The sequence below is a fragment of the Mesorhizobium sp. B2-1-8 genome (genome assembly GCF_006442545.2).
In the GTDB taxonomy this organism is placed as follows: domain Bacteria; phylum Pseudomonadota; class Alphaproteobacteria; order Rhizobiales; family Rhizobiaceae; genus Mesorhizobium.
On record NZ_CP083952.1, the window covers coordinates 4777280 to 4797895 of the forward strand.

At 63.1% G+C, this 20616-nt stretch carries 20 protein-coding genes and 1 pseudogene; 4 read left to right on the top strand and 17 right to left on the bottom strand.

Translation table 11 applies throughout. From position 1 onward, the window contains the following. Nucleotides 1-7: 7 nt before the first annotated feature. From FJ970_RS23530 to FJ970_RS23575, 10 genes and pseudogenes are all read right to left on the bottom strand, one after another. A complete protein-coding gene (locus FJ970_RS23530; RefSeq protein WP_140761930.1) occupies nt 8-886 on the bottom strand; it encodes an ABC transporter permease in 879 nt (292 codons plus the stop codon). An 11-nt stretch (nt 887-897) separates the two neighbouring features. Then, entirely contained in the window at nt 898-1707 is an 810-nt protein-coding gene (locus FJ970_RS23535) for an ABC transporter ATP-binding protein (RefSeq protein ID WP_140761933.1), read from the bottom strand. Nucleotides 1708-1816: 109 nt separating this feature from the next. Then, nucleotides 1817-2842, bottom strand: a complete 1026-nt coding sequence (locus FJ970_RS23540) for an ABC transporter substrate-binding protein (RefSeq protein WP_140761935.1) — start codon at nt 2840-2842, stop codon at nt 1817-1819. Between the two features lie 160 nt (nt 2843-3002). Then, nucleotides 3003-3785 carry a 4-hydroxy-tetrahydrodipicolinate reductase gene (dapB, locus tag FJ970_RS23545; protein WP_140761938.1) on the bottom strand — a complete coding sequence of 261 codons (783 nt, stop codon included), beginning with the start codon at nt 3783-3785 and terminating at the stop codon, nt 3003-3005. Nucleotides 3786-3794: 9 nt separating this feature from the next. Continuing rightward, nucleotides 3795-5888: an ATP-dependent helicase gene (locus tag FJ970_RS23550; RefSeq protein ID WP_140761941.1), complete on the bottom strand. Its 2094-nt coding sequence runs from the start codon at nt 5886-5888 to the stop codon at nt 3795-3797. A gap of 71 nt (nt 5889-5959) precedes the next feature. After that, nucleotides 5960-6133: a hypothetical protein gene (locus FJ970_RS23555; protein ID WP_181178723.1), complete on the bottom strand. Its 174-nt coding sequence runs from the start codon at nt 6131-6133 to the stop codon at nt 5960-5962. Nucleotides 6134-6301: 168 nt separating this feature from the next. Further along, nucleotides 6302-6472, bottom strand: a complete 171-nt coding sequence (locus tag FJ970_RS23560) for a hypothetical protein (RefSeq protein WP_227791883.1) — start codon at nt 6470-6472, stop codon at nt 6302-6304. 308 nt (nt 6473-6780) lie between these two features. After that, nucleotides 6781-7941, bottom strand: a complete 1161-nt coding sequence (locus FJ970_RS23565) for a M20 aminoacylase family protein (RefSeq protein ID WP_140761944.1) — start codon at nt 7939-7941, stop codon at nt 6781-6783. A gap of 86 nt (nt 7942-8027) precedes the next feature. Beyond that, a pseudogene (locus tag FJ970_RS23570) lies at nt 8028-8186 on the bottom strand (Zn-dependent hydrolase); the annotation flags it as partial. Further along, complete coding sequence (locus FJ970_RS23575) at nt 8183-9391, bottom strand: diaminopropionate ammonia-lyase (protein WP_140761947.1); 1209 nt, start codon at nt 9389-9391, stop codon at nt 8183-8185. The gene FJ970_RS23575 and the pseudogene FJ970_RS23570, both read right to left, overlap by 4 nt. Nucleotides 9392-9469: 78 nt before the next feature. Here FJ970_RS23575 and FJ970_RS23580 point away from each other — a divergent pair, with 78 nt between their 5' ends. Both FJ970_RS23580 and FJ970_RS23585 read left to right on the top strand, forming a co-directional pair. After that, complete coding sequence (locus FJ970_RS23580; RefSeq protein ID WP_181178725.1) at nt 9470-9979, top strand: Lrp/AsnC family transcriptional regulator; 510 nt, start codon at nt 9470-9472, stop codon at nt 9977-9979. 62 nt (nt 9980-10041) lie between these two features. Next, the gene (locus FJ970_RS23585) at nt 10042-11184 is read left to right on the top strand and encodes a flavin-containing monooxygenase (protein WP_140761953.1); all 1143 of its coding nucleotides are present in this window, start codon (nt 10042-10044) and stop codon (nt 11182-11184) included. A gap of 65 nt (nt 11185-11249) precedes the next feature. Here FJ970_RS23585 and FJ970_RS23590 read toward each other — a convergent pair whose 3' ends face one another. The 6 genes from FJ970_RS23590 to FJ970_RS23615 form a co-directional block, all read right to left on the bottom strand. Further along, nucleotides 11250-13370, bottom strand: a complete 2121-nt coding sequence (locus tag FJ970_RS23590) for a molybdopterin-dependent oxidoreductase (protein ID WP_140761956.1) — start codon at nt 13368-13370, stop codon at nt 11250-11252. Nucleotides 13371-13656: 286 nt separating this feature from the next. Further along, entirely contained in the window at nt 13657-15534 is a 1878-nt protein-coding gene (locus tag FJ970_RS23595) for an ABC-F family ATP-binding cassette domain-containing protein (protein ID WP_140761959.1), read from the bottom strand. Between the two features lie 136 nt (nt 15535-15670). Continuing rightward, on the bottom strand, nt 15671-16123 hold the full coding sequence (locus tag FJ970_RS23600) for a MucR family transcriptional regulator (RefSeq protein WP_140762076.1): 453 nt from the start codon (nt 16121-16123) through the stop codon (nt 15671-15673). A gap of 161 nt (nt 16124-16284) precedes the next feature. Beyond that, nucleotides 16285-16488 (bottom strand): hypothetical protein, encoded by a 204-nt coding sequence (locus tag FJ970_RS23605; protein ID WP_140761962.1) that lies wholly within the window; start codon nt 16486-16488, stop codon nt 16285-16287. Then, entirely contained in the window at nt 16481-17407 is a 927-nt protein-coding gene (locus tag FJ970_RS23610) for a DMT family transporter (protein ID WP_140761966.1), read from the bottom strand. Before FJ970_RS23610 ends, FJ970_RS23605 begins: the two co-directional genes overlap by 8 nt. A gap of 45 nt (nt 17408-17452) precedes the next feature. Continuing rightward, nucleotides 17453-18286 (bottom strand): hypothetical protein, encoded by an 834-nt coding sequence (locus FJ970_RS23615; RefSeq protein WP_181178726.1) that lies wholly within the window; start codon nt 18284-18286, stop codon nt 17453-17455. A 111-nt stretch (nt 18287-18397) separates the two neighbouring features. Between FJ970_RS23615 and FJ970_RS23620 the strand changes: the two genes are divergently transcribed. Together FJ970_RS23620 and FJ970_RS23625 are read left to right on the top strand one after the other, a co-directional pair. Beyond that, nucleotides 18398-19357 carry a LysR substrate-binding domain-containing protein gene (locus FJ970_RS23620; protein WP_140761969.1) on the top strand — a complete coding sequence of 320 codons (960 nt, stop codon included), beginning with the start codon at nt 18398-18400 and terminating at the stop codon, nt 19355-19357. Between the two features lie 93 nt (nt 19358-19450). Next, entirely contained in the window at nt 19451-20014 is a 564-nt protein-coding gene (locus FJ970_RS23625) for a GNAT family N-acetyltransferase (protein ID WP_227791884.1), read from the top strand. A gap of 46 nt (nt 20015-20060) precedes the next feature. Here the strand turns inward: FJ970_RS23625 and FJ970_RS23630 are convergent, their stop codons facing one another. Then, nucleotides 20061-20573: a DinB family protein gene (locus tag FJ970_RS23630; RefSeq protein ID WP_140761975.1), complete on the bottom strand. Its 513-nt coding sequence runs from the start codon at nt 20571-20573 to the stop codon at nt 20061-20063. Nucleotides 20574-20616: the final 43 nt, after the last annotated feature.

Sequence of the window (20616 nt, forward strand, 5' to 3'; positions counted from 1 at the left end):
GATCTGCTCACTGCGTCTCGTGCAGCGGCTGCGGACGCCATTTCGCCAGACGGTTCTCGACCATCGTCATCAGATATTCCGCTCCCAGCGCCACCACCATGATGATGACGATCGCGGCATACATGCCTGCGGCATCGAAGGAACCCTTGGCGATGTTGATCAAGAGCCCGATACCGTAACGTGAGCCGACGAACTCGCCGACGATGGCGCCGATGATGGCGAAGCCGAAGCTGACGTGCAGACTGGCGAAGATCCAACTCATCGCCGACGGCACGATCACCGAGCGGGTCAGCTGCCAGTCGGAAGCGCCGAGGATACGGGCATTGGCGATCATCGCCCGGTCGGCCTCGCGCACGCCCTGGAAGGCGTTGTGGAAGACGACGAAGAACACCATGATGAAGGCCAGCGCCACTTTCGAAGCGAGGCCAAGGCCAAGGATCATGATGAAGATCGGCGCCAGCACCACGCGAGGGATGGAGTTGATCACCTTGATGTAGATGGAAAAGATGTCGGCGGCCATGCGGTTGCGGCCAAGCGCGACGCCGATGAGGATGCCGGCAACCGAGCCTGTGACGAAGCCGAGGACGGACTCCTCCATCGTGACATAGAGATGGTACCAGAGCGGCCCTTCGGACGTGCCTTCCGTCATCCACTCATAGAGCCTTTGCGCGATCGCGCTTGGCGTGGCGTAGAAGAACGGATCGATCCAGGCCTTGCGTCCGGCGATTTCCCAGGCGGCGAGGAAGACGATGAGGATGGCATACCGCCAGAAGATCACCGTGCGGCGGCGATGCTGCGCGGCCTTGGCGGCTGCGGCTTCTATTTCGGCGTCCGAGGTTCCCGGCCTGAAGCCTCCTGCCCTGATGTCGATGGCGGCATCGGTCATTGTATCCTCCCTCACGCGGCAGCGCGGGCATAGCTGGTCTCGACCTCTTCCTTGAGATCGGCCCAGATGGTGCGCGAATAGTCGATGAAGCTTTGCTCGTAACGTATGTCGGCGACGACGCGCGGACGCGGCAGGTCGATGGTGTAGACCGACTTCACCGTCGCCGGCCCGGCGGTCAGCACGTAGACTTTGTCGGCCAGCGCTATTGCTTCCTCAAGGTCATGGGTAACGAAAACGACCGAGGCCTTGGCTTCGGACCAAAGACGCAGCAGTTCCTCGTGCATGAGAACACGCGTCTGCACGTCGAGCGCGGAAAACGGCTCGTCCATCAGCAGAATCTCGGGGCCATTGATGAAGGTCTGCGCCAGTGCCACGCGCTTGCGCATGCCGCCGGAGAGCTGGTGCGGATAGTGATGTTCGAAGCGCGCCAGGCCGACGCGCGCAAGCCAGTCGCGCGCCGCCGCCATCGCTTCTGCCTTGGCCCTGCCACGGAAGAGCGGCCCGGCCATGACGTTCTCGATCACCGTGCGCCATGGAAACAGCGCGTCGCTTTGAAAGACGAAGCCGATGCGGGAATCGATTCCCTTGACGGGCGCGCCCATGACCCGGACCTCGCCCGCGCTTGGGCTCGCCAATCCGGTGACGAGGTTGAGGGTGGTGGACTTTCCGCAGCCGGTCGGGCCGACGACGGCGACGAATTCGCCCCGCTCTACGGTCATGGTGAATTCACGGATCGCGGTCAGCGACTTGCCGGTTGGTGACAGGAAGCGGCGGCTGACATTGATCAGCTCGATTGCCGGTGCGCTTTTTTCTTGTGCCATGCTGGGCTAACTCCGGGTTCGAACGAAGAACCGCCATCGGCCAGGGCCGCTGGACATGGAAAACCAGACGATTGCCGGCACGATGCGGTGCATCGCGCCGGCAGACGGGTTACTTCGCGTTCTTGACGAATTCCGTCGTGTAGGTTTTCGACAGATCGATCTGCTTGCCTTGCAGTTCCTTCTTGAAGGCCGACAGCACAGTCAGCACCGTCTCGGGGCCGCCCTCGGGCATTGTGCCGTCGGCGGTGAACATCGCCTTGCCGGCATCGAGGGCCTTCACATAACCTTCCTTGTCGCCGACGTAGTAGTCCTTCGGCATCTTGTCGGCGATTTCAGCGCCGCTATGGGTATTGATGAATTTCTGCGTCTTGACGAAAGCATTGGCCAGCTTCTGCACCACATCCTTGTGGGCCTCGACCCAATCTGTCTGCATGTAGAGAGAGGCGGCCGGGTACGTGCCGCCGAGCGCGGCTTTGGTGCCTTCTATCGTACGCATGTCGATAAGGACTTTGGCTTCACCCGTCTTGAGCAGCCGGGTGATGGTCGGTTCGGTCGTCATACCCGCCTGGATCTTGTCCTGTTGCATCGCGGCGATGAACGTATCGCCGGCGCCGACGGGGATCGAGGTGAATTCACCCAGCTTCAAGCCGTTCTTCACGGCAAGGTATTCCGTCAGGAAGTTTGTCGAGGAGCCGAGACCGGTGACACCAAGGTTCATGCCCTTGAAATCGGCCGGCGACTTGATTTCGGGATGCTTCGTCGAAACCAGTTCGACCTCGCCGGGCGCCTGGCTGAACTGGACAATGGACTCGACGAATTTGCCTTTGGCCTGCAGGTCGATGCAATGATCGTAGAAGCCGACAACGCCTTGCACGGCGCCGGCCAGCATTTCGTTTTCGGCGTCGACGCCGGCCGGTTCGTTCAGCAACTCGACGTCGAGGCCCTCGTCCTTGAAATAGCCCAGGGCTTCGGTGAGCTTGGCGGGCAGATAGATCTGCTTTTCATAGCCACCCACCATGATGGAAATCTTTTCGTCGGCCGCCGATGCCACCGTGGCGCCTGTGGCGCCCGTGGCGGTGATGGCAAGCGTCAAGGCGGCGGTGCGCAAGGCACGCTTCGAGATGAAACCGGTCACAAAACTTCCTCCATTTAGGCGACGCGCTGTGAAGCCGCGCCGCATTCCTCCCTCGCCGACCGTCGTGGGCCGGACATGCGGTGACACCGCAAAACTGTCATGACATGCCCAAGCTTTCAGCTGGCTTTCAGCCGCGAGGCAAAAAAATCGGTTCGCAGCGTCACGACCGAGCGCTCTGCCCCAGCACATCGCCCATGTCGTATTCGCCGGGGGCACGGCCTGCCACCCAGAGTGCTGCGGCGATGGCGCCACGCGCGAACATGATGCGGTCGCCAGCCGCATGCGACACGGTGACGGTCTCGCCCTCGGCGCAGAAGCTGACGCTGTGCTCGCCGACGATGCTGCCGCCGCGCGCCACCGCGAAGCCGATCTCGCCAGCCGGCCGCGCGCCGGTGACGCCATCACGGACGCGCCTGGCAACCGTGTCCAGTTCGACGCCGCGTCCACCGGCAACGGCTTGCCCCAGCATCAGCGCCGTGCCCGACGGCGCATCGACCTTGTGGCGATGATGCGCCTCGAAAATCTCGGCATCCCAGTCTTGCGGGCCGAGTGCCCGCGCTGCCCGCCCGACCAATCCGACCAGCATGTTGAGCCCAAGCGAGAAGCTGCCGGACCGCACGATGGCGACGGTCTCAGCGGCGGCCGCGATGGTGGCCAACTCGGCGGCATCGAAACCCGTCGAGCCAATCACCAGCGCTGGACCGCCGCGCTCGCCACAGAAGCCGGCCAGATCGACGGAGGCGGCCGGCGTGGTGAAGTCGATGACCACGTCGGCCACGGCAAGTGCCTCGTCGCGGCTCACCAGCCCATCGCCGACACTGCCTGGCCGGTGAAAGCGGGCGGCAAGCGCCAGACGCGCATCGGCCCGCACGGCGTCCGCCATCTGGCGGCCCATGCGGCCGAGCGCGCCAGCGATGGCGATCCTGATCGGGGGCTGCGACATCGGCTCCCGTTATTTCCACATGCCGCGCATGCGCGCGCCGATGTCGACGCGCACCTCCGGCCGTTGTGCCCTGCCCTGCGCCGCTTGCGCGGCCGGCCACGAAAGCTGCTGGAACGCGGCAAGGATGGAGGGCGGGATGAAACGGGTGCGCGAGGCATAGAGATGACGGTCGCCGCGCGCCGCCTGGCCGTGCGGAAAGAAGCGCTGCGGCATGACCAGGTTGAGGCTGTCCTTGGCTCGTGTCATCGCCACGTAGAGCAGCCGGCGCTCCTCCTCGATATCCTCCTTGGTGCCGACGCCGAGATCTGCCGGGATGCACCCGTCGACCGTGTTGAGCACGAAGACGTTCTTCCACTCTTGCCCCTTGGCCGAGTGGATGGTGGACAGGATCAGATAGTCCTCGTCGCGATGCGGCGGCCCGGCCTGGTCGCTGGTTGCGTCCGGCGGGTCGAGCGTCAGCTCGGTCAGGAAGCGTTCGCGCGAGGCATAGCCCGACCCGATCTGCTCGAGTTGCAGCAGATCCGCCCGGCGCGTGATCGCATCCTCGTGGATGCGCTCCAGATGCGGTTCGTACCACAGCCTGACCTGTTCGAGATCGGCTGGCCATTTGGCGCCGGCCCGCAAGCCGGAATAGAGCGAGACAAAACCCGGCCAGTCGTCCGCGGCGCGCTGCGGCGGACGCCAGCCGGCCAGGCCCATCGCCTCGTCCAGCGCCGACGTCATGGCTTCGACGATCTGCGCGGCGGCCGAAGGGCCGATGCCCGGCAAAAGCTGCAGCACGCGAAAACCGGCGACACGGTCGCGCGGATTTTCGGCAAAGCGCAGCACTGCCAGCACGTCCTTGACATGGGCCGCATCAAGGAATTTCAGGCCACCGAACTTGACGAAGGGAATGTTGCGCCGCGTCAGCTCTATCTCCAGCGGCCCGCTGTGGTGCGAGGCGCGAAACAGCACCGCCTGTGACTTCAGCGCGGTACCGGCCTCGCGCTCCGCCAGGATGGTGTCGCAGACGAAGTTGGCTTGCTCGACCTCGTCACGAACGGTCACAAGTCTTGGCTTGTCGGCGGATTTGCGTTCCGACCACAGGTTCTTGGTGAAGCGCTCCGAGGCTTCGCCGATGACCGCATTGGCGGCCGCCAGAATGGTCTCGGTCGAGCGGTAATTACGCTCCAGCATCACCACATCGGCGGTCCGGGCGAACTGCTTTGGAAAATCGAGGATGTTGCGCACCTCAGCGGCGCGGAACGAATAGATCGACTGCGCGTCGTCGCCGACCACGGTCAGCCCGGCGCCGTCGGGTTTCAGCGCAAGCAGGATCGACGCCTGCAGCCGGTTGGTGTCCTGGTATTCGTCGACCAGCACATGGTCGAAACGCCCGCCCAGATGCGTGGCGATTTCAGGCTCGGCCGTCATCTGCGCCCAGTAGAGCAGCAGATCGTCGTAATCGAGCACGTTCTGCGCCTGCTTGGCCTCGACATAGCCCGCAAACAGCTGCTTGAGCTGTTCTGCCCAGCCGGCGCACCAGGGGAAGGCAGACCCCAGCACCTCACCGAGCGGCGCCTGCGCGTTGACGGCGCGAGAATAGATGGCAAGGCAGGTGCCTTTGGTTGGAAAGCGCGCTTCCGTCCTGGAGAAACCGAGTTCGTGGCGCACGAGATTCATCAGATCGGCGGAATCCTCGCGATCATGGATGGTGAAGGCCGGATCGAGGCCAATCTCCAGCGCATAATCGCGCAACAGCCGCGCACCGATGCCGTGAAAAGTGCCGGCCCAGGTCAGCGCATCCGTGATCACCGCGGCATCGCGGCCGAGCACCTCGCCGGCGATGCGCTCGACGCGCCTGGCCATTTCGGATGCGGCGCGCCGCGAAAACGTCATCAGCAGGATGCGGCGCGGGTCGGCTCCCTTGACGATCAGATGCGCGACCCGGTGCGCCAGCGTGTTGGTCTTGCCCGAGCCGGCGCCGGCAATGACCAGCAGCGGCCCCGCAATCTTGCCGTCGCCATGTTCGACGGCCTGACGCTGGGCGTCGTTCAGCAGGGCGAGATAGGCTGGCTGGACGGTCTGTTCCAAAAAAGTCGAATCATGGGCGGCGAGGTTCATCGCCCATCAAGCATCGTTTCCGCTTTGTTCGCAACAGAGAAGCAACGCCGCCAGGTCGGCGAGCAATACGATCAGCGTTTCGGATCAACGCCCATCGACGCGGACTGCCGGCGCAGCGCCTCGCGGTCGTTCGCGGGCGCCGGCAGCAAGAGCGGATCGACATTGTCAGGTACCTCGTCGATCATCTTGCGGGCGAGACGGTAAGCGACAAAGGCCAGCGTGCCAACCAGAAGCAAGCGGATCATTTGGGCGGTCCTCCTTCGCTGGGTCAACCTGAGGCTGGTCGTTTTGTTCCCTCGGCGCAATCGCCGCAATCAAACCGGCACCGCTTCGTTCCGAGGTTGAAGGAGGTGGCGATGAAAAAAGCTGGGAACGATCCTCGCGCTGGTGTCCAGCACAAGACGATAGCGCCTTCAACGCATTGCCGCGATGCATTCCTCGAGGCGCTCGAGGCGGAACTTGGCATTGCGCAATTCGTGGCCTGCGTCCTGGCGCAGCTGTCGTGTCTGGGCCGAGGCAGCGGTCAAGTTTTGTTCGAGTTCCGTGATCCGCGCGCGCACCTGTTGCGCTTCATCCTGGCGCAACGCCTTTATCCAGCTCCGCCCGCGCATCCATGAACCCGCAGCACACCAAAAGCCTGCCGCAGTCATGGCAGCAAAACCCTAACTTCCACCAAGCGCGAGCATTCTAACTTTAACGAAAGCTAATTTAGCGCAAGGAAGAAGGCCGGCGCCGCTTGGGAGGTAGTCTGATAGCGCCGGCCAGGCGGATATCAGGTCCGCCGCGTCAGGGAGGCTAGCTGAGTCTTGCCGCTGCGTCATGCGAGATCAAGGATTTCAGCCTTTCCCGGGCGTTTTCCCCCCGTAAAATGCCGCGAAAAGGGCCCGAGGGTTCAGGTCCCAAGCCGCTGCCTGGCGATGGCGACATGGAAATTGGCACCGAACAACAGCCCATCATCGTTGAAGTCGTAGCTGGAATTGTGAAGCGGTGCCGAGGCCTCGCCATTGCCGAGGAAGACGAAGCAGCCCGGCACGTGGTCGAGGAAGCGGGCGAAATCCTCCGACGCCGTCATCGGCTCGCGGGCGACCGCGATATTGCCGGGCTCGAACACGGTCCCGGCGGCCGCGAAGGCCGCTTCGACCAGTTCGGCATCGTTGCGCAAAGGCACGAATTCCCTGGTGTAGTCGACTTCGGCGGCAACATTGTAGGCGGCAGCGATGCCCTCGGCGATAATGCGCATCTGGCGTTCGATTTCGGCGCTGACCCCGGGGCGGAAACTGCGCGCGTCGCCAAGGATTCGGGCAAGGCCCGGCAGTGCGTTGCGGGTGCCGTCGGTGACCAGTTCGGTCACCGAAACCACGGAAATGTCAGCCGGGCTCAGCCGTCGCGAGACGATGGTCTGCAGGCTGGTGACCAGCGCACAGGCGGCAACCAACGTTTCCTGACCCGAATGCGGCCGCGCAGCGTGGCCGCCCAACCCCCTGAGCACGATCTCGAAGATATCTTCGGCCGACATGACCGGGCCGGCGCGGGTTTCGAAATGCCCGACGGGCAGGCCCGGCATGTTGTGCAACCCAAAGATCTCGTCGAAGGGAAAGCGCTGCATCAGGCCATCGTCGAGCATCGCCAACGCGCCTTTTCCCCATTCCTCCGCCGGCTGGAAGATGAAGCGCACGATGCCGTCGAAACCGCCCTCCCCGGCCAGAAGCCTGGCGGCACCCAGCAGCATCGCCGTATGGCCGTCATGGCCGCAGGCATGCATGAGACCGGGATTGCTGGAGCGGTATAGCGCGGTCGATTGCTCCGATATGCGCAGCGCGTCCATGTCGGCCCGCAGCGCGATGGCGCGGTTGCCGCTGCCGCGCTTCAAAGTGCCGACGACGCCGGTGCCGCCGACACCCTCGGTGACATCGTCCAGGCCGAATTCGCGCAGCTTGGCGGCGACGAAGGCCGCGGTGCGCGTCTCCTCGAAGCCGAATTCGGGATGCGCGTGCAGATCGCGCCGCCATCCGGTCATCTCGCGCTTCAGCGCATCACGGTCGATTTCAGCCATTGCCTGATATCTCCTGATCCGCAAGGCGGGCGACGACATCAAGCAGGATGTTGGCGCCGGCGACAAGCTCGGCATCCGCGGTATGTTTCGAGACCTGCCTCGCGCAGCCAGCCGACGAAGCGGTCGCGACCCAGCCTGTCCGCATCGGAGGCGGCCAGCCGCACCAGCCCGCCCTCGCCATCACGACCGATGCCGCCGAGTTCGCGGATGCGGCCAAGCAGTTTTTGTGGGTCGATCGAGGTCATGGCGTTGCTCCAGAAGGCACCTTGCCGGCAAGCACATCCGCCGGATTCATGCCGACGAGCTCGGCATAGCGGCGGGGATCGGTCGCGCCTTCGGTGTTGACGACCAGCACGCGCGAAGCGGCGTCGAGGCCAACCTCGGCCTTGTGACCGGCCATCGCCCGGATCAGGCCGGCAAGACCGACCCCGCCACTTTCACCGGCGACGATGGCCGGATCGTTGCCGGTGGGGCGGGCCAGCCGACGCATCACGGCGACGGCGTCGTCCTCGTCGACGGTCATGAAGGCATCGGCGACGCGTGCCAGCACCCGCCAGGCGACCGGCGAGGCCTCGTAGCATTCGAGCATCGCCATGACCGTCGCCTCGCCATGCTCGATCTTGACCGGATGCCCGGCCTTGGCGGCGCCGAAGACGCAGGCGGCACGGGCGGGTTCCACCACCGTGAAAACCGGCCTGGTTTCACCAAGAACGATGGCGAGATGGCCGGCGATCGCGGCCGCGATGCCGCCGACGCCGGCCTGCACGAAGACATGGGTCGGTGGTTCCCGGACCTGGCGTAACGCCTCGCGCATGATCGCCGTGTAGCCCTGCATGACGAGGCCCGGAATGCGTTCGTAGCCCGGCCATGAGGTATCGGATACCACGCTCCAGCCTTTCTCGGCAGCGGTCTGCGCGGCCTGCCTGACCGAATCGTCGTAATTGCCGTCGACGCGGATCATCTCGGCCCCATAGCGAGCGATGGCCGCGACGCGTTCGTCGCTGACGCCGGCATGGACAAAGATCACCGCCTTGGCGCCTACGAGCCCGGCGCCTTGTGCGACGGAGCGGCCATGATTGCCGTCGGTGGCGCAAGCAACCGTCATGGTCGCCGCTACCGACCGGACTTCGGGCCGATCGAGATCGACGACATCGACGGCGCGGCCGAGCCGCTTGCCGGCCTCCTCCAGGACCAGGCGGAAGACCGCATAGGCGCCGCCCAGCGCCTTGAAGCTGCCGAGGCCGAGACGAAAGCCCTCATCCTTGACGTGCAAGGCAGCAAGACCGAGCTCGCCCGCCAGCGCCGGCAGCGCGTGCAGCGGCGTCATCTGATGATTGTCGCGGCGGGCAAGGAAACGCTCGACCGTGTCCGCCCCGGCAATGCCGAGGGTTTCGGCGTCGGCCACGTCCAGCGGCCAGCGATGCAAGGCATTGCGATTGGACAGGAACATTGACGGTCTCTCCTCGGCGTTATCCGAGAGAAGATATTGCAGGACATGCGCAAAAGGCGCTGTAATTCGGCACCTAGAATGCAAGTTTGTTTCGCCAGGGATACGCCAGTGCCTCAGCCGCCAGCCTCACTCGACAGCTTCGATCTCGCCATCCTTGCCATTTTGCAGCGGGACAACACGACGCCGCAGCGGCTGATCGGCGAGGCGGTGAAGCTGTCGGCGCCTGCCGTGCAGCGCCGCATCAAGCGCATGGAGCAGAGCGGCGTCATCGCCGGCAATGTCGCCATTGTCGAGCCGGCGGCCGTCGGTCAGCCCATCACCATCTTCGTCGAGGTCGAGCTGGAAAGCGAACGCACCGAACTGATCGATGCGGCCAAGCGGCAATTCTCGGCGGAGCCGCAGGTGCAGCAATGCTATTATGTCACCGGCGAAAGCGACTTCATCCTCGTCATCACCGTGGCCGACATGGGCGCCTACGAGGCGCTGACGCGAAAACTGTTCTTCGGCAGCAACAATGTACGGAAGTTCCGCACCTTCGTCGCCATGGACCGCGTCAAGGTCGGGTTGACGGTGCCGTTGCCTGGATGAGCCGGTGGCACCCTTGGCACGCCTCTGACATTCTGGATCTCGAATTGGCGGTGGAGGCGCGCATGGACGAAACCACGAAAGTCGCGATCATCGGTGCCGGGCCGGCAGGCCTGGCGGTTGCCGCGTGTCTCCGGCAAGCCGGGCTGGATTTCGCCATACTCGAAAAGGAGCAGCAGGCCGCGCCAGCCTGGCGACGTCACTATGACCGCGTGCATCTGCATACGACCAAGCGTTACTCCTCGCTGCCCTTCGTTCCCTTCCCCGGGGATTATCCGCGCTATGTGCCGCGCCATCTCGTGGTCGAGTATCTCGAAGCGTATGCAAAGCGTTTCGACCTCGAGCCCCGCTTCGGCGAAACGGTGCGGGCGGTCGCCCGGGAGGGCCGCGGCTGGCGGGTGGAATCGACGTCCGGCGCCTTACGCGCTTCGCATGTGGTGATTGCGTCCGGCTACAATGCCGAGCCCTTGCAGCCCAAATTCGCAGGCATCGACGCCTTCAAGGGCAAGACGCTGCACAGCGCCGACTATCGCAACGCCACGCCTTTTGCCGGCCAATCGGTGCTGGTCGTCGGCATGGGCAACACCGGTGCGGAGATTGCACTCGATCTTGCGGAAGGCGGCGCCCGGCCGACGATCTCGGTGCGCGGCGGCGTCCACATCGTGCCGCGCGAATTGTTCGGCGTGCCGATCCAGGTGGTCGGCATGGCGACGCGGCTCGGGCCGCAGCGCATCAATGACGCCCTGTTCCCCGTCATCCTCGATCTGGTGCTGGGAAGGCTGGAGAAATTTGGGCTCAGACGGCCGAAGCAAGGACTGCTGCAGCAGATCGCGCTTGCATCGCGCATTCCGGTGATCGATGTCGGCACCATCGGCAAGATCCGCGAAGGCGCGATCAAGGTGGCGCCCGACATCGCCGAAATCTCGGAACGCGGCGCCCGTTTTACGGACGGCAGGGACAGCGAATTCGACGCCATCCTCTTCGCCACCGGTTACCGGCCGGGCTATGCCAGGTTCCTCGAACCCGGCATCGAGCCGGGACCCAGCGGCGTCAATGCCCGCGCTTCGGATCTCGGCCTCTATCTGGTCGGCTTTCACAACGCGGTCACCGGGCTGCTGCGCGAAATCGGCATCGAAGCCCAGGCGGTCGCCGACGATATCCGCCAGCGCCAAAACAGGAAGAAGGCGGCCGAAACCCTGCCGGTGTGAAACCAGGCCGCGCTGTCAATCAGCCGTGGACGATGTCCTGAGGATCATGCCGACGATCGACGACGCTAGGCCGCCAGTTCACCCGCCTTGCGCAGCCACACCTTGTTGTCGTGGAAGGCAGCGCCGCCATAGGGTGCGGGCGCATCGGCTCCCGTGAGCACATTGATGCCTTCGCCGCGCTCATGCGCGCTGTTCGGCCAGATGCCTTCGGCGATCACGACGCCGCGCTTGATGCCGTCGAACAATCTGGCGTGCAGCACCACCTCGCCGCGCATGTTGCCGATCTCGACACGGTCGCCGTCGGCAAGCTCGAGAGCCGCCGCGTCATCGGGATGCAGCAGGAGTTCCGGACGGCCCTCCTTGGCCTTCGACACCGGTGTCTCGGAAAAAGTCGAGTTGAGGAAGTTGCGCGCCGGCGAGGTCGTCAGCCGGAACGGATGCGCCTCGTCAGCCACCTCGATCAGGTCGACATGATCAGGAAATTCGGGCAATCGCGCCACCGGGCCGAACAGGCCCATGCTCTTCGGCGGCCGGTTGGGAGCCGCCTGCCCAGTCCAGTCGGCGCGGAAGCGGAATTTGCCGTCAGCATGGCCAAAGCCCCGGATGAAATGCGCCGTCTCGAAATCCGGCTGCAGGTCGACCCACTTCTCTTCCTTCAACGAGTCGAAGCTGCCCAGCCCGCGCTTGCCCAGAATGATGTCGATATGCTGCCGTTCGGTGAGGCCGAAGCCCGGCCTGTCGGCGACGCCAAGGCGCTCGGCCAGTTGCTCGATGACGAAATGGTTGGTGCGCGGCCCTTGCGGCGGCTCGATCAGCTTGGGGCCAAGCGTGATGTGCTGGTTGCCGCCGCCCTTGTAGATGTCGTCATGCTCGACGAACATCGTCGCCGGCAGCACGACATCGGCAAGCTTGGCCGTGTCGGTCATGAACTGCTCGTGCACGCAGGTGAACAAATCGTCGCGCAGGAAACCCTGCTTCACCAGCCGCTGCTCGGGCGCGACGTTCACTGGATTGGTGTTCTGGATCAGCATCGCCGTCACCGGCGGTCCGCCATAAAGCGCGTCGCTGGCGCCGGTCAGCACCGGGCCGATGCGCGAATGGTCGAGATAGCGGATCGAGGGATCACGCATCCTCGTGCCCTCCAGCACATCCTGATTGAGCTTGAAGATGCCGGAATTGGAATGGAAGGCGCCGCCGCCCTCATACTGCCAGGCGCCGGTGACGGCGGCGATGCAGGACGCCGCATGCATGTTGACGGCGCCGTTCCGCTGCCGCGCAAAGCCATAGCCGAGGCGGAAATAGGTTTTCTTGGTCGTGCCGACCAATCGCGCGAAGGCTTCGATCTCGGCAACGCCAAGGCCAGTGATAGCAGAGGCCCATTCCGGAGTCCGCGTCAGCAAATGCATTTCCAGCCCGTGCGGGTCGTCGGTATATTTTGCGAGATAATCGCGATCGGCCATGCCCTCGCGAAACAGCACATGCATCACCGCGCAGGCCAGCGCGCCGTCGGTGCCTGGCCTCAGCACCAGGCCCATGTCGGCCTGTTTCATCGTTGCGTTTTCATAGACGTCGATGACGACGATTTTCGCGCCGCGCTCCTTCCGCGCCTTGATGGCGTGGGTCATGACATTGACTTGCGTGACCACCGCATTGGTGCCCCAGATCACGACGCAGTCGGATTTGCCCATCTCGCGCGGGTCCGGTCCGCGTAGCGCGCCTGCCCCCATCATCCACCCGGTCCAGGCGAGGTTGGTGCAGATCGAGCCGAAGAAGCCTGAATATTTCTTGGCGTGGCGCAGCCGGTCGATGCCGTCGCGCTGCACCAGCCCCATCGTGCCGGCATAGTAGTAAGGCCAGACCGTCTCCGAGCCATACTTCTCCTCGGCCGAGATGAACTTTTCGGCGACGAGGTCGAGTGCGGTTTCCCAGCTTGCTTCCTGCCAGACGCCCTCGCCCTTGGCGCCCTTGCGCACCAGCGGCTTCAGCAAACGGTCGGGATGATGGACGCGGTCGGCATAGCGGGCGACCTTGGCGCAGACGACACCGGCGGTATAACTGTTGGATTTGGCGCCATGGACGCGGCCGATGCGGTTGCCGTCAAGCAATTCGACCTCGAGCGCGCAGGTCGACGGGCAATCATGCGGACAGGCCGAATGGCCGATACGAAGCTTGGCGTGCTGGTTCATGGCATTTGTCTAGCGGGTTTTGACGGTGGCGTGTAGGGCCAGATAAGCGGCTCGCCCTCTGGCAATGTGCATTCCGCCAGCCGCCGATTACGGGTCACGTCTCTTGAGAAGCGCATTGTAAGCGCCGCATTTCGAGCAGCGAATGTGTCGTTCGATATGCTCTTCGCCCGCCTCGGTGTCGACCACACTCAGGTCGGCCTCGCCACAATCAGGACATTCGACATTTGCCTTCGGATCGAGCGCCAAAACCTTCCCAGCTTCGATCCAAGCGTCTGTCGACGTCATGCTACTCCGCCGTCCCTTCCTCATATTCGGCCGACATGGTCAGCCATTTTTCCTCATGGCCGGCCAGCGTCTGGGCAAGCTGCGAGCGTTCCTTGGCGAGCCTGGTCGCCGTCGACGGATCCTTCTCATAGACCGCCGGGTTGGACAGTTCGTCCTCGATGCCGTCGATGCGCTTGCGGATGCGGTCCATCAGCGCCTCGGTGGCGCGGATTTCCTTGGCCAGCGGCTCGAAGGCGGCGCGGCGCGCTGCCGCGTCGCGGCGGCGGTCGGCCTTTGACGCCTTGTCGGCCTCGCGCTTGCCGCGGCGGTCGCCGGAGACGCCGGTCACCAGCGTCTTGTAGTCCTCGAGGTCGCCGTCATAGGGATTGACCGCACCGTCCTTGACCAGCCACAGCCGGTCGGCGGTCGCCTCGAGCAGATGGCGGTCGTGCGAGATCAGGATGACGGCGCCGGGAAATTCGTTGAGCGCATGGATCAGCGATTCGCGGCTGTCGATGTCGAGATGGTTGGTCGGCTCGTCGAGGATAAACAGGTTCGGCCCCTCGAAAGCGGACAGCCCCATCAACAGCCGCGCCTTCTCGCCACCGGACAGGTCCTTGGCGGGCGTGTTCATCTTCTCGGTGGTGAGACCGAACTGGGCGACGCGGCCACGCACTTTCGATTCCGGCGCCTCGGGCATCAGCCGACGGACATGCTCATAGGCATTTTCCTCGGGACGCAGATCGTCGAGTTGGTGCTGGGCGAAGATCGCCACCTTCAACCCGGGCGCCACCGTCATGGTGCCGGTCTCCTGCTTCAGACGACCCGAAAGGAGTTTGGCGAACGTCGACTTGCCATTGCCATTGGCGCCAAGCAGCGCGATGCGGTCGTCGGCGTCGATGCGCAGCGTCATCTTCTTCAGGATCGGTTGACCCTCGGTATAGCCGACATTGACGCTGTTCAGCGCAACGATCGGCGAGGCCACCGTCTTCACGGGTTCGGGGAAAGAGAACGGCCGTACGGTGTCGTTGACGATGGCCGAGATCGGCTTCATCTTTTCCAGCGCCTTGATGCGCGACTGAGCCTGTCTTGCCTTGGAGGCCTTTGCGCGAAAACGCTCGACGAAGGATTCCATGTGCTTGCGGGCGGCCTCCTGCTTGACCCGGCCCTTTTCCTGCAATTCCTTCTGCTCGGTGTACTGGCGCTCGAACTGGTCGTAGCCGCCGCGCCAGAACGTCAGCTTCTTCTGGTCGAGGTGAACGATCGAATTGACGGCGCGGTTGAGCAGATCGCGGTCGTGCGAGATCAGAAGCACCGTGTGCGGATACTTCGACACATAGTTTTCCAGCCACAGCGTGCCTTCGAGGTCGAGATAGTTGGTCGGCTCGTCCAGCAGCAGGAGATCCGGCTCGGAAAACAGCACGGCGGCCAACGCCACGCGCATGCGCCAGCCGCCGGAGAAGGACGAGGCCGGACGCCGCTGCGCGGCGTCGTCGAACCCAAGACCGGCTAGGATGGTGGCCGCGCGGGACTCGGCCGAATGGGCGTCGATGTCGGCCAGCCGCATATGGATGTCGGCGATGCGGTGTGGATCGGTGGCGGTCTTTTCTTCTTCGAGCAGCGCGGTGCGCTCGAGGTCCGCCTTGAGCACGATCTCGATCAGCGGGTCCTCGGTTCCAGGCGCTTCCTGCGCCACCTGGCCGATGCGCGTGTTCTTCGGCAGGCTGATCGAGCCGGTCTCGGAGGGAAAATCGCCTGTTATGGCCTTGAACAGCGTCGTCTTGCCGGTGCCGTTGCGGCCGACGAGGCCGGCCTTGGTGCCGGCCGGCAAGGTGAGCGAGGCATGGTCGAGGAGCAAGCGCCCCGCCATGCGGAGCGAGAGGTCATTGATGATAAGCATGGCCGCGCTTTTGCACTGGACATCAACGCTTCGCAAGACCTTGCGGGCCAGTTGACCGCACAAGGCCTGGAAACGGCGCACATAATGCGCCGCCAGAGCAGCCGATCAGCGGCCTGCCATACCGGCCAGCAAGGCCTCAGGCAGTGGCCTTGCCGCGCTTTGTCGCCTTGGCCGCGACTGCCGGCGCAGCGGCCGGCTTGCGGCCAAGTCCAGTCGATTTCGCCAACGCCGACCGGGTCGCCGAGTAATTCGGGGCGACCATCGGATAGTCCGGTGGCAAGCCCCATTTGGCCCGATAGTCGTCCGGGCTCAAACCGTAGTCTGTCCTGAGGTGTCGCTTGAGCGACTTGAACTTCTTTCCGTCCTCCAGGCAGATGATGTAGTCGGGAAATACCGACTTTTTCGGATTTACAGCCGGAACCAGGCTCGGGCTTTCTACGACGGCCGCGCCAGCCAGCTTTCGGACCGAGGCGCTGACGCTGGCAATCAGGTCAGGCAGGCCGGAAGCCGGAAGCGGATTGTTGCCTACATAGGCCGAGACAATATCGGCGGTTAGCTCGATAACGATCTTATCCTCGATATTTGACAATTCTTTCACCCTATTTCCGACAAAGTCATCTACCCCAGTGAAGACTTTTGTCTATGTATCTTTTTAACCGCGTCCCCCAACGGGCCGCCAAGTCCCAAAACGAATCAAGACTTGACGTCAACTATCTTTATGGGAAATCGACGTCGCGCAAATTAGAAAATCTAATACTTGGAAGTGGCAGACTTGGTTGTCCGACCATCCGCCAATATCTCAAGAATACGCTTCCAGCGGGCACAACGCCCGAAATCCTTCTGCTCAATCGCCTTTTCGGCCTTCATCGCGGCGTAAAGCGGTGCCTCGGCGCCGAATTCCTTGATGAGCCAATGCGCTTCCTGCCTGGCGAGACGTTCATTGTCGTCAAACATAGTCTTGCGCCTCCGAACGCTCCAGGCCGACCGCGACACAACTGCCGATCACGAGGATGGCGCCGGCAATGGCGGTCGTCGTCAGCCGTTCACCGGACAAGGTCAGCAGCAGCGTCGAGGCAATCGGCGTGAGATAGGCGACGACAGCGACCTTGCCGCTGCCTCCGAGCTTCAAGGCGCGCGACCAGAAGTAGTAACCCAGCCCCATCGGGCCGGCGCCGAGATAGAGCCCGAGGGCGAGATCCACCCCGGTGGGCCATGCGACGCCTTCGCGAGCGGACCATATGAGCGTCAAGGCGACGCCAACCAGCGACGAGGGCAGCAACAGGCGGTCCGGCGAGGTGGTGAGCCGTCCCACCATCACCGAATAGAACGCCATGCACAGCGCAGACCCGAATGCGGCCAAATAACCGGCGAGGTCACCCTGGAACCAGGTGCGGTCACGTCCTCCCGAAATCACTAGCGCGACGCCGACGAACCCAAGGGCCGCGGCAAGGCCCAGCAAAACCGGACGCCGGGGATTGTCGAAGGCAATCACTGCCGCGGCAACCATCAAAGGCCAGGTGTAGGCCACGAGATTGGCTTCGATCACCGGCATCGAGGCAAAGGCGACATATTGCAGCACCATGGTGCCGACCAGACCGATAAGACCGACCGCGAGCGGCACCAGCGCGGTATTCGCCGTGACTGCTGCGGCTTTCTCGCCGCTGCTCAACCGGATCACCGCGAAAACCAGGGCAGCTCCCACAAATTGCAGGAACTGCACCTGCGACACCGGGTGACCGGCCAGCAGGGATTTGCCGACCAGCGCATTTGTCGACCACAACGCCACCGCGCCGGTGGCGAAGACAAGCGCGGATATCGAGCCTGATCCATGCCGAAAGAATTGGCATTGGGCTCTATGTCTGCGTTCGACCATGATCCTGTCCGAAAACCGGTTCCCACTTTTCGGGATCATGGGTCGCTACCATGATTCCCTGGCTCCGCCCGGAACCGCCGCTTCGGCGGGGGCCGGCGTCGGATGTTCCGCCTCGAACCGGCGATAGGCCGGCAGCTGGTTGGTCCACACATCTTCGGCCAGTTCGTTGACCCACTCGCGGTCGTGGTCGTTGTCGGCGGCAAGATAGAACATCCTGTTGTCGTCGACATAGGGCTTGGCCACGGAGCGCTGGTTGAGCACCAGCGTGACGCGCTCGCCGAATTGGATCGGCGCCGTGCGATGCAGGACGCCGAGGAACTGCCCGAGCGTCGCGTAGTTCATCTTGTGATCGATGCGCATGATGCGGTTGCGCGGAATCTCGCGGCCGGATTCGAGAATGGCGCGCCCGGTCTCGGAATCGTCGCAATAAATTTCGAGATGGCCGCCGACCAGCGGATCGCTGATCGACAGCGGAATGAGTTCGGTGACCGGAACGCCGTCGCAATGCCATTCGACGGCGCCATCCCTGGGATTCATGAAGGTAACGGTCGAACCGACGATCGACAGCGGATAGGGCTCCAGCTGCGTGCCCATCATGTCGGACAGCCGCTCCAGGCGCAACTTGTCGTTCAGCAACTCCTTGATTTCCGGGATGAAACGGTCGGCGCCGGTGATGAAGGTCAGATCGAGGTGCTTGTGCACGGCATGGCTGGCCTTGAGCTTCAGGGCGGCCTCCTCGATCGCGGCAAGCAGTGCCGGATCGTAGCCATGCAGATACTGCGCGACGCCGAAGCTCGACACTTTCCAGGCGGTTTCGTGGCCGATAATGGCCTCGCGGCTCATCGCATAGCGCAATTCGGGTACGGTATGTGCGTTCATTGTACTTCTCCAAGTGGGGGGCAAACACTTGGTTAACAGTCGATTAAATTAGCACCCCCTGTAAAATTAGGAATGCTAGTGCTACCGTAAGCCAAGCTTAAGGTCGAAACCGTGCGTCTGCTCAGTCAGGTCAACCTCAATTCGCTGAAAATCGTGGAGAGTGCTGCGAGGCACGGCAATTTCACGCGTGCCGGCGAAGAACAGTTCATCACCGCTTCGGCGGTCAGCCAGCGCGTCAAGAGCCTGGAGGATCAGCTGCGCTTCAAGATTTTCCAGCGCGGCGGCAATGCGGTGTCGCTGACACCGGAGGGCGAGACCTATGTCTCGCGCGTTCGCGAGGCACTGGAGCGCATCGTCGCCGCCAGCATGGAAGCGACCGGGCAATCACAGGAACATGTGCTGAAGATATCTGTACTGCCGACATTTGCCGCGCGCTGGCTGTTTCCGCGCCTGCCACTCTTTCAGCAGCAACATCCCGATATCGTGATGCGGGTTTCGACCTCGTACGCGACGCATGAATTCACGACTTCCGAATTCGATCTCGAAATCCGCTATGGCGACGGCCACTTCAACGGGCTGCCATCCGACCTGCTGTTTCGGGAAGACCTGACGCCGGTGTGCAGCCGCAAGCTGTTCCATGAAGTTCTCGGCGACAAGCCGCTATCAAAGGTCACACCGGACGACCTCAAGCACTTCACGCTGCTGCATTCCGACACCTGCACCCAGAACTGGCAATCCTGGCTTGGTTTCGCTGGCGCCAGCTTCGTGCTCAGCGAGACCAAAAGCATCTATTTCGACTCGTGCATGATGTCCTACGAGGCGGCCAACTCCGGAATGGGTTTTGCCGTTGCCAACCGCGCCTATATGGCCAGCGATATCCGCGCCGAAAAGCTGGTCGCTCCCTTTGCCGTTCATCATCCGAACACGGCCGGTTGGTACTTTGTCTCGCCCCACAAGAGCTTTGCCGCACGCAAGGTGCTGTTGTTCAAGCAATGGGTGATGGCGGAAGCGGCCATGACGCAACGCCAGTTGGACAGCGAAATCACCGACTTGGCTTCCGAGGCTGTCTGAAATTCGGACTGGTCCTCATTTGCCGCTCGATGACCGCAGGCGAGAGAAATCGGGAATCATCGACTAATGGGCGTCCAATCCAGGCAACCCGCCTTGGTCGGGGATCTCGTTGAACTCAGGCCCCTTCAGCCGGAGCATTCCGCAGCGCTTTTGAGCGCGGCCGCGGATGGCGAGCTATGGAACCTGAAGGCCACCGTGGTTCCTGGGCCAGGCGCGATCAATGGCTATATTGCCAACGCCCTGGCTGGACGACAGGCTGGGACCGCCATGCCATACGCGATCGTTCTGCGCGCCACGGGCTTGATTTGCGGTAGTACGCGGTTCTGGAAAATCGATCGCGCTAACAGAAAGTTGGAGATTGGGCACACGTGGCTCAGCAGTTCGGTCCAGCGATCGGCCGTCAACACCGAGGCTAAATACCTTCTCCTGTTCCATGCATTTGAGGTCATGGACTGTGTTCGCGTGCAATTCACCACCGACGAACTCAACGACGCGTCGAGAGCGGCCATTTTAAGAATAGGGGCGAAACAGGAAGGAATCGTTCGCAACGAACGGATCATGCCGGACGGCCGGAAACGCAATTCCGTCCGGTTCAGCATCATCGATTCCGAGTGGCCGGACGTGAAGGCGATGCTGCGGCAAAAAATGCGGCGATAGTCGGCGCGAACTGTTCGCCTTCGAATTTAGAACGAAACCATATGGATCAGGCGAAGGCCCTGCCCTCCTCGGTCCGCTGAAAATGCGCCAGATCGAGCGGCAGGGAAGGGCGGCCCAGAACCGTCAGGATCATATGCGCCTGGCCGCGGTGATGGGTCTGGTGGTTGAAGACATGAGCCAGCGCGGGCGCCAGACGCTGCGAGACGGTGCGCATGTCCGATACGGTCATATAAGTGAAACGACCCGACAGCGCCTTGTCGTTCAAGCCGCCGAGCCAGTCGATGATGCGCCGGTCCTCGGCCTCGCGCGCTGTCCTCAGGACAGGCAAAGCCCGGTACAATATGGCGTCCAATGTCGTCGGCGCGGCGCCTTCGCCGGTGAAGCGCTTCATCCAGATGCGATCGGCGACGAGCAGGTGGTTGAGCGTGGCCATCAGCGAGCCGAAGAAGGCGCCGACGTCGCGATTGAATTCCTCATCGTTGAGATCGTCGGCGGCATCGTAGATGCGGCCATTGGCCCATTGATTGTAAGCCGCAAACATCATGAAGTGCTGTTTCATCTTTTCTCCGGCCGCGCCCGTTTCGGTTCGGGAGCGATACCTA

Excerpts from the sequence above, each read along its gene's own strand:
- FJ970_RS23575 (WP_140761947.1), bottom strand. The coding sequence starts at position 9,391 with ATGTTCCTGTCCAATCGCAATGCCTTGCATCGCTGGCCGCTGGACGTG.
- FJ970_RS23535 (WP_140761933.1), bottom strand. The coding sequence starts at position 1,707 with ATGGCACAAGAAAAAAGCGCACCGGCAATCGAGCTGATCAATGTCAGC.
- FJ970_RS23555 (WP_181178723.1), bottom strand. The coding sequence starts at position 6,133 with ATGATCCGCTTGCTTCTGGTTGGCACGCTGGCCTTTGTCGCTTACCGT.
- FJ970_RS23590 (WP_140761956.1), bottom strand. The coding sequence starts at position 13,370 with ATGAACCAGCACGCCAAGCTTCGTATCGGCCATTCGGCCTGTCCGCAT.
- FJ970_RS23615 (WP_181178726.1), bottom strand. The coding sequence starts at position 18,286 with ATGAACGCACATACCGTACCCGAATTGCGCTATGCGATGAGCCGCGAG.
- FJ970_RS23610 (WP_140761966.1), bottom strand. The coding sequence starts at position 17,407 with ATGGTCGAACGCAGACATAGAGCCCAATGCCAATTCTTTCGGCATGGA.
- FJ970_RS23580 (WP_181178725.1), top strand. The coding sequence starts at position 9,470 with ATGCAAGTTTGTTTCGCCAGGGATACGCCAGTGCCTCAGCCGCCAGCC.
- FJ970_RS23585 (WP_140761953.1), top strand. The coding sequence starts at position 10,042 with ATGGACGAAACCACGAAAGTCGCGATCATCGGTGCCGGGCCGGCAGGC.
- FJ970_RS23565 (WP_140761944.1), bottom strand. The coding sequence starts at position 7,941 with ATGGCTGAAATCGACCGTGATGCGCTGAAGCGCGAGATGACCGGATGG.
- FJ970_RS23530 (WP_140761930.1), bottom strand. The coding sequence starts at position 886 with ATGACCGATGCCGCCATCGACATCAGGGCAGGAGGCTTCAGGCCGGGA.
- FJ970_RS23605 (WP_140761962.1), bottom strand. The coding sequence starts at position 16,488 with ATGTTTGACGACAATGAACGTCTCGCCAGGCAGGAAGCGCATTGGCTC.
- FJ970_RS23595 (WP_140761959.1), bottom strand. The coding sequence starts at position 15,534 with ATGCTTATCATCAATGACCTCTCGCTCCGCATGGCGGGGCGCTTGCTC.
- FJ970_RS23630 (WP_140761975.1), bottom strand. The coding sequence starts at position 20,573 with ATGAAACAGCACTTCATGATGTTTGCGGCTTACAATCAATGGGCCAAT.
- FJ970_RS23550 (WP_140761941.1), bottom strand. The coding sequence starts at position 5,888 with ATGAACCTCGCCGCCCATGATTCGACTTTTTTGGAACAGACCGTCCAG.
- dapB (WP_140761938.1), bottom strand. The coding sequence starts at position 3,785 with ATGTCGCAGCCCCCGATCAGGATCGCCATCGCTGGCGCGCTCGGCCGC.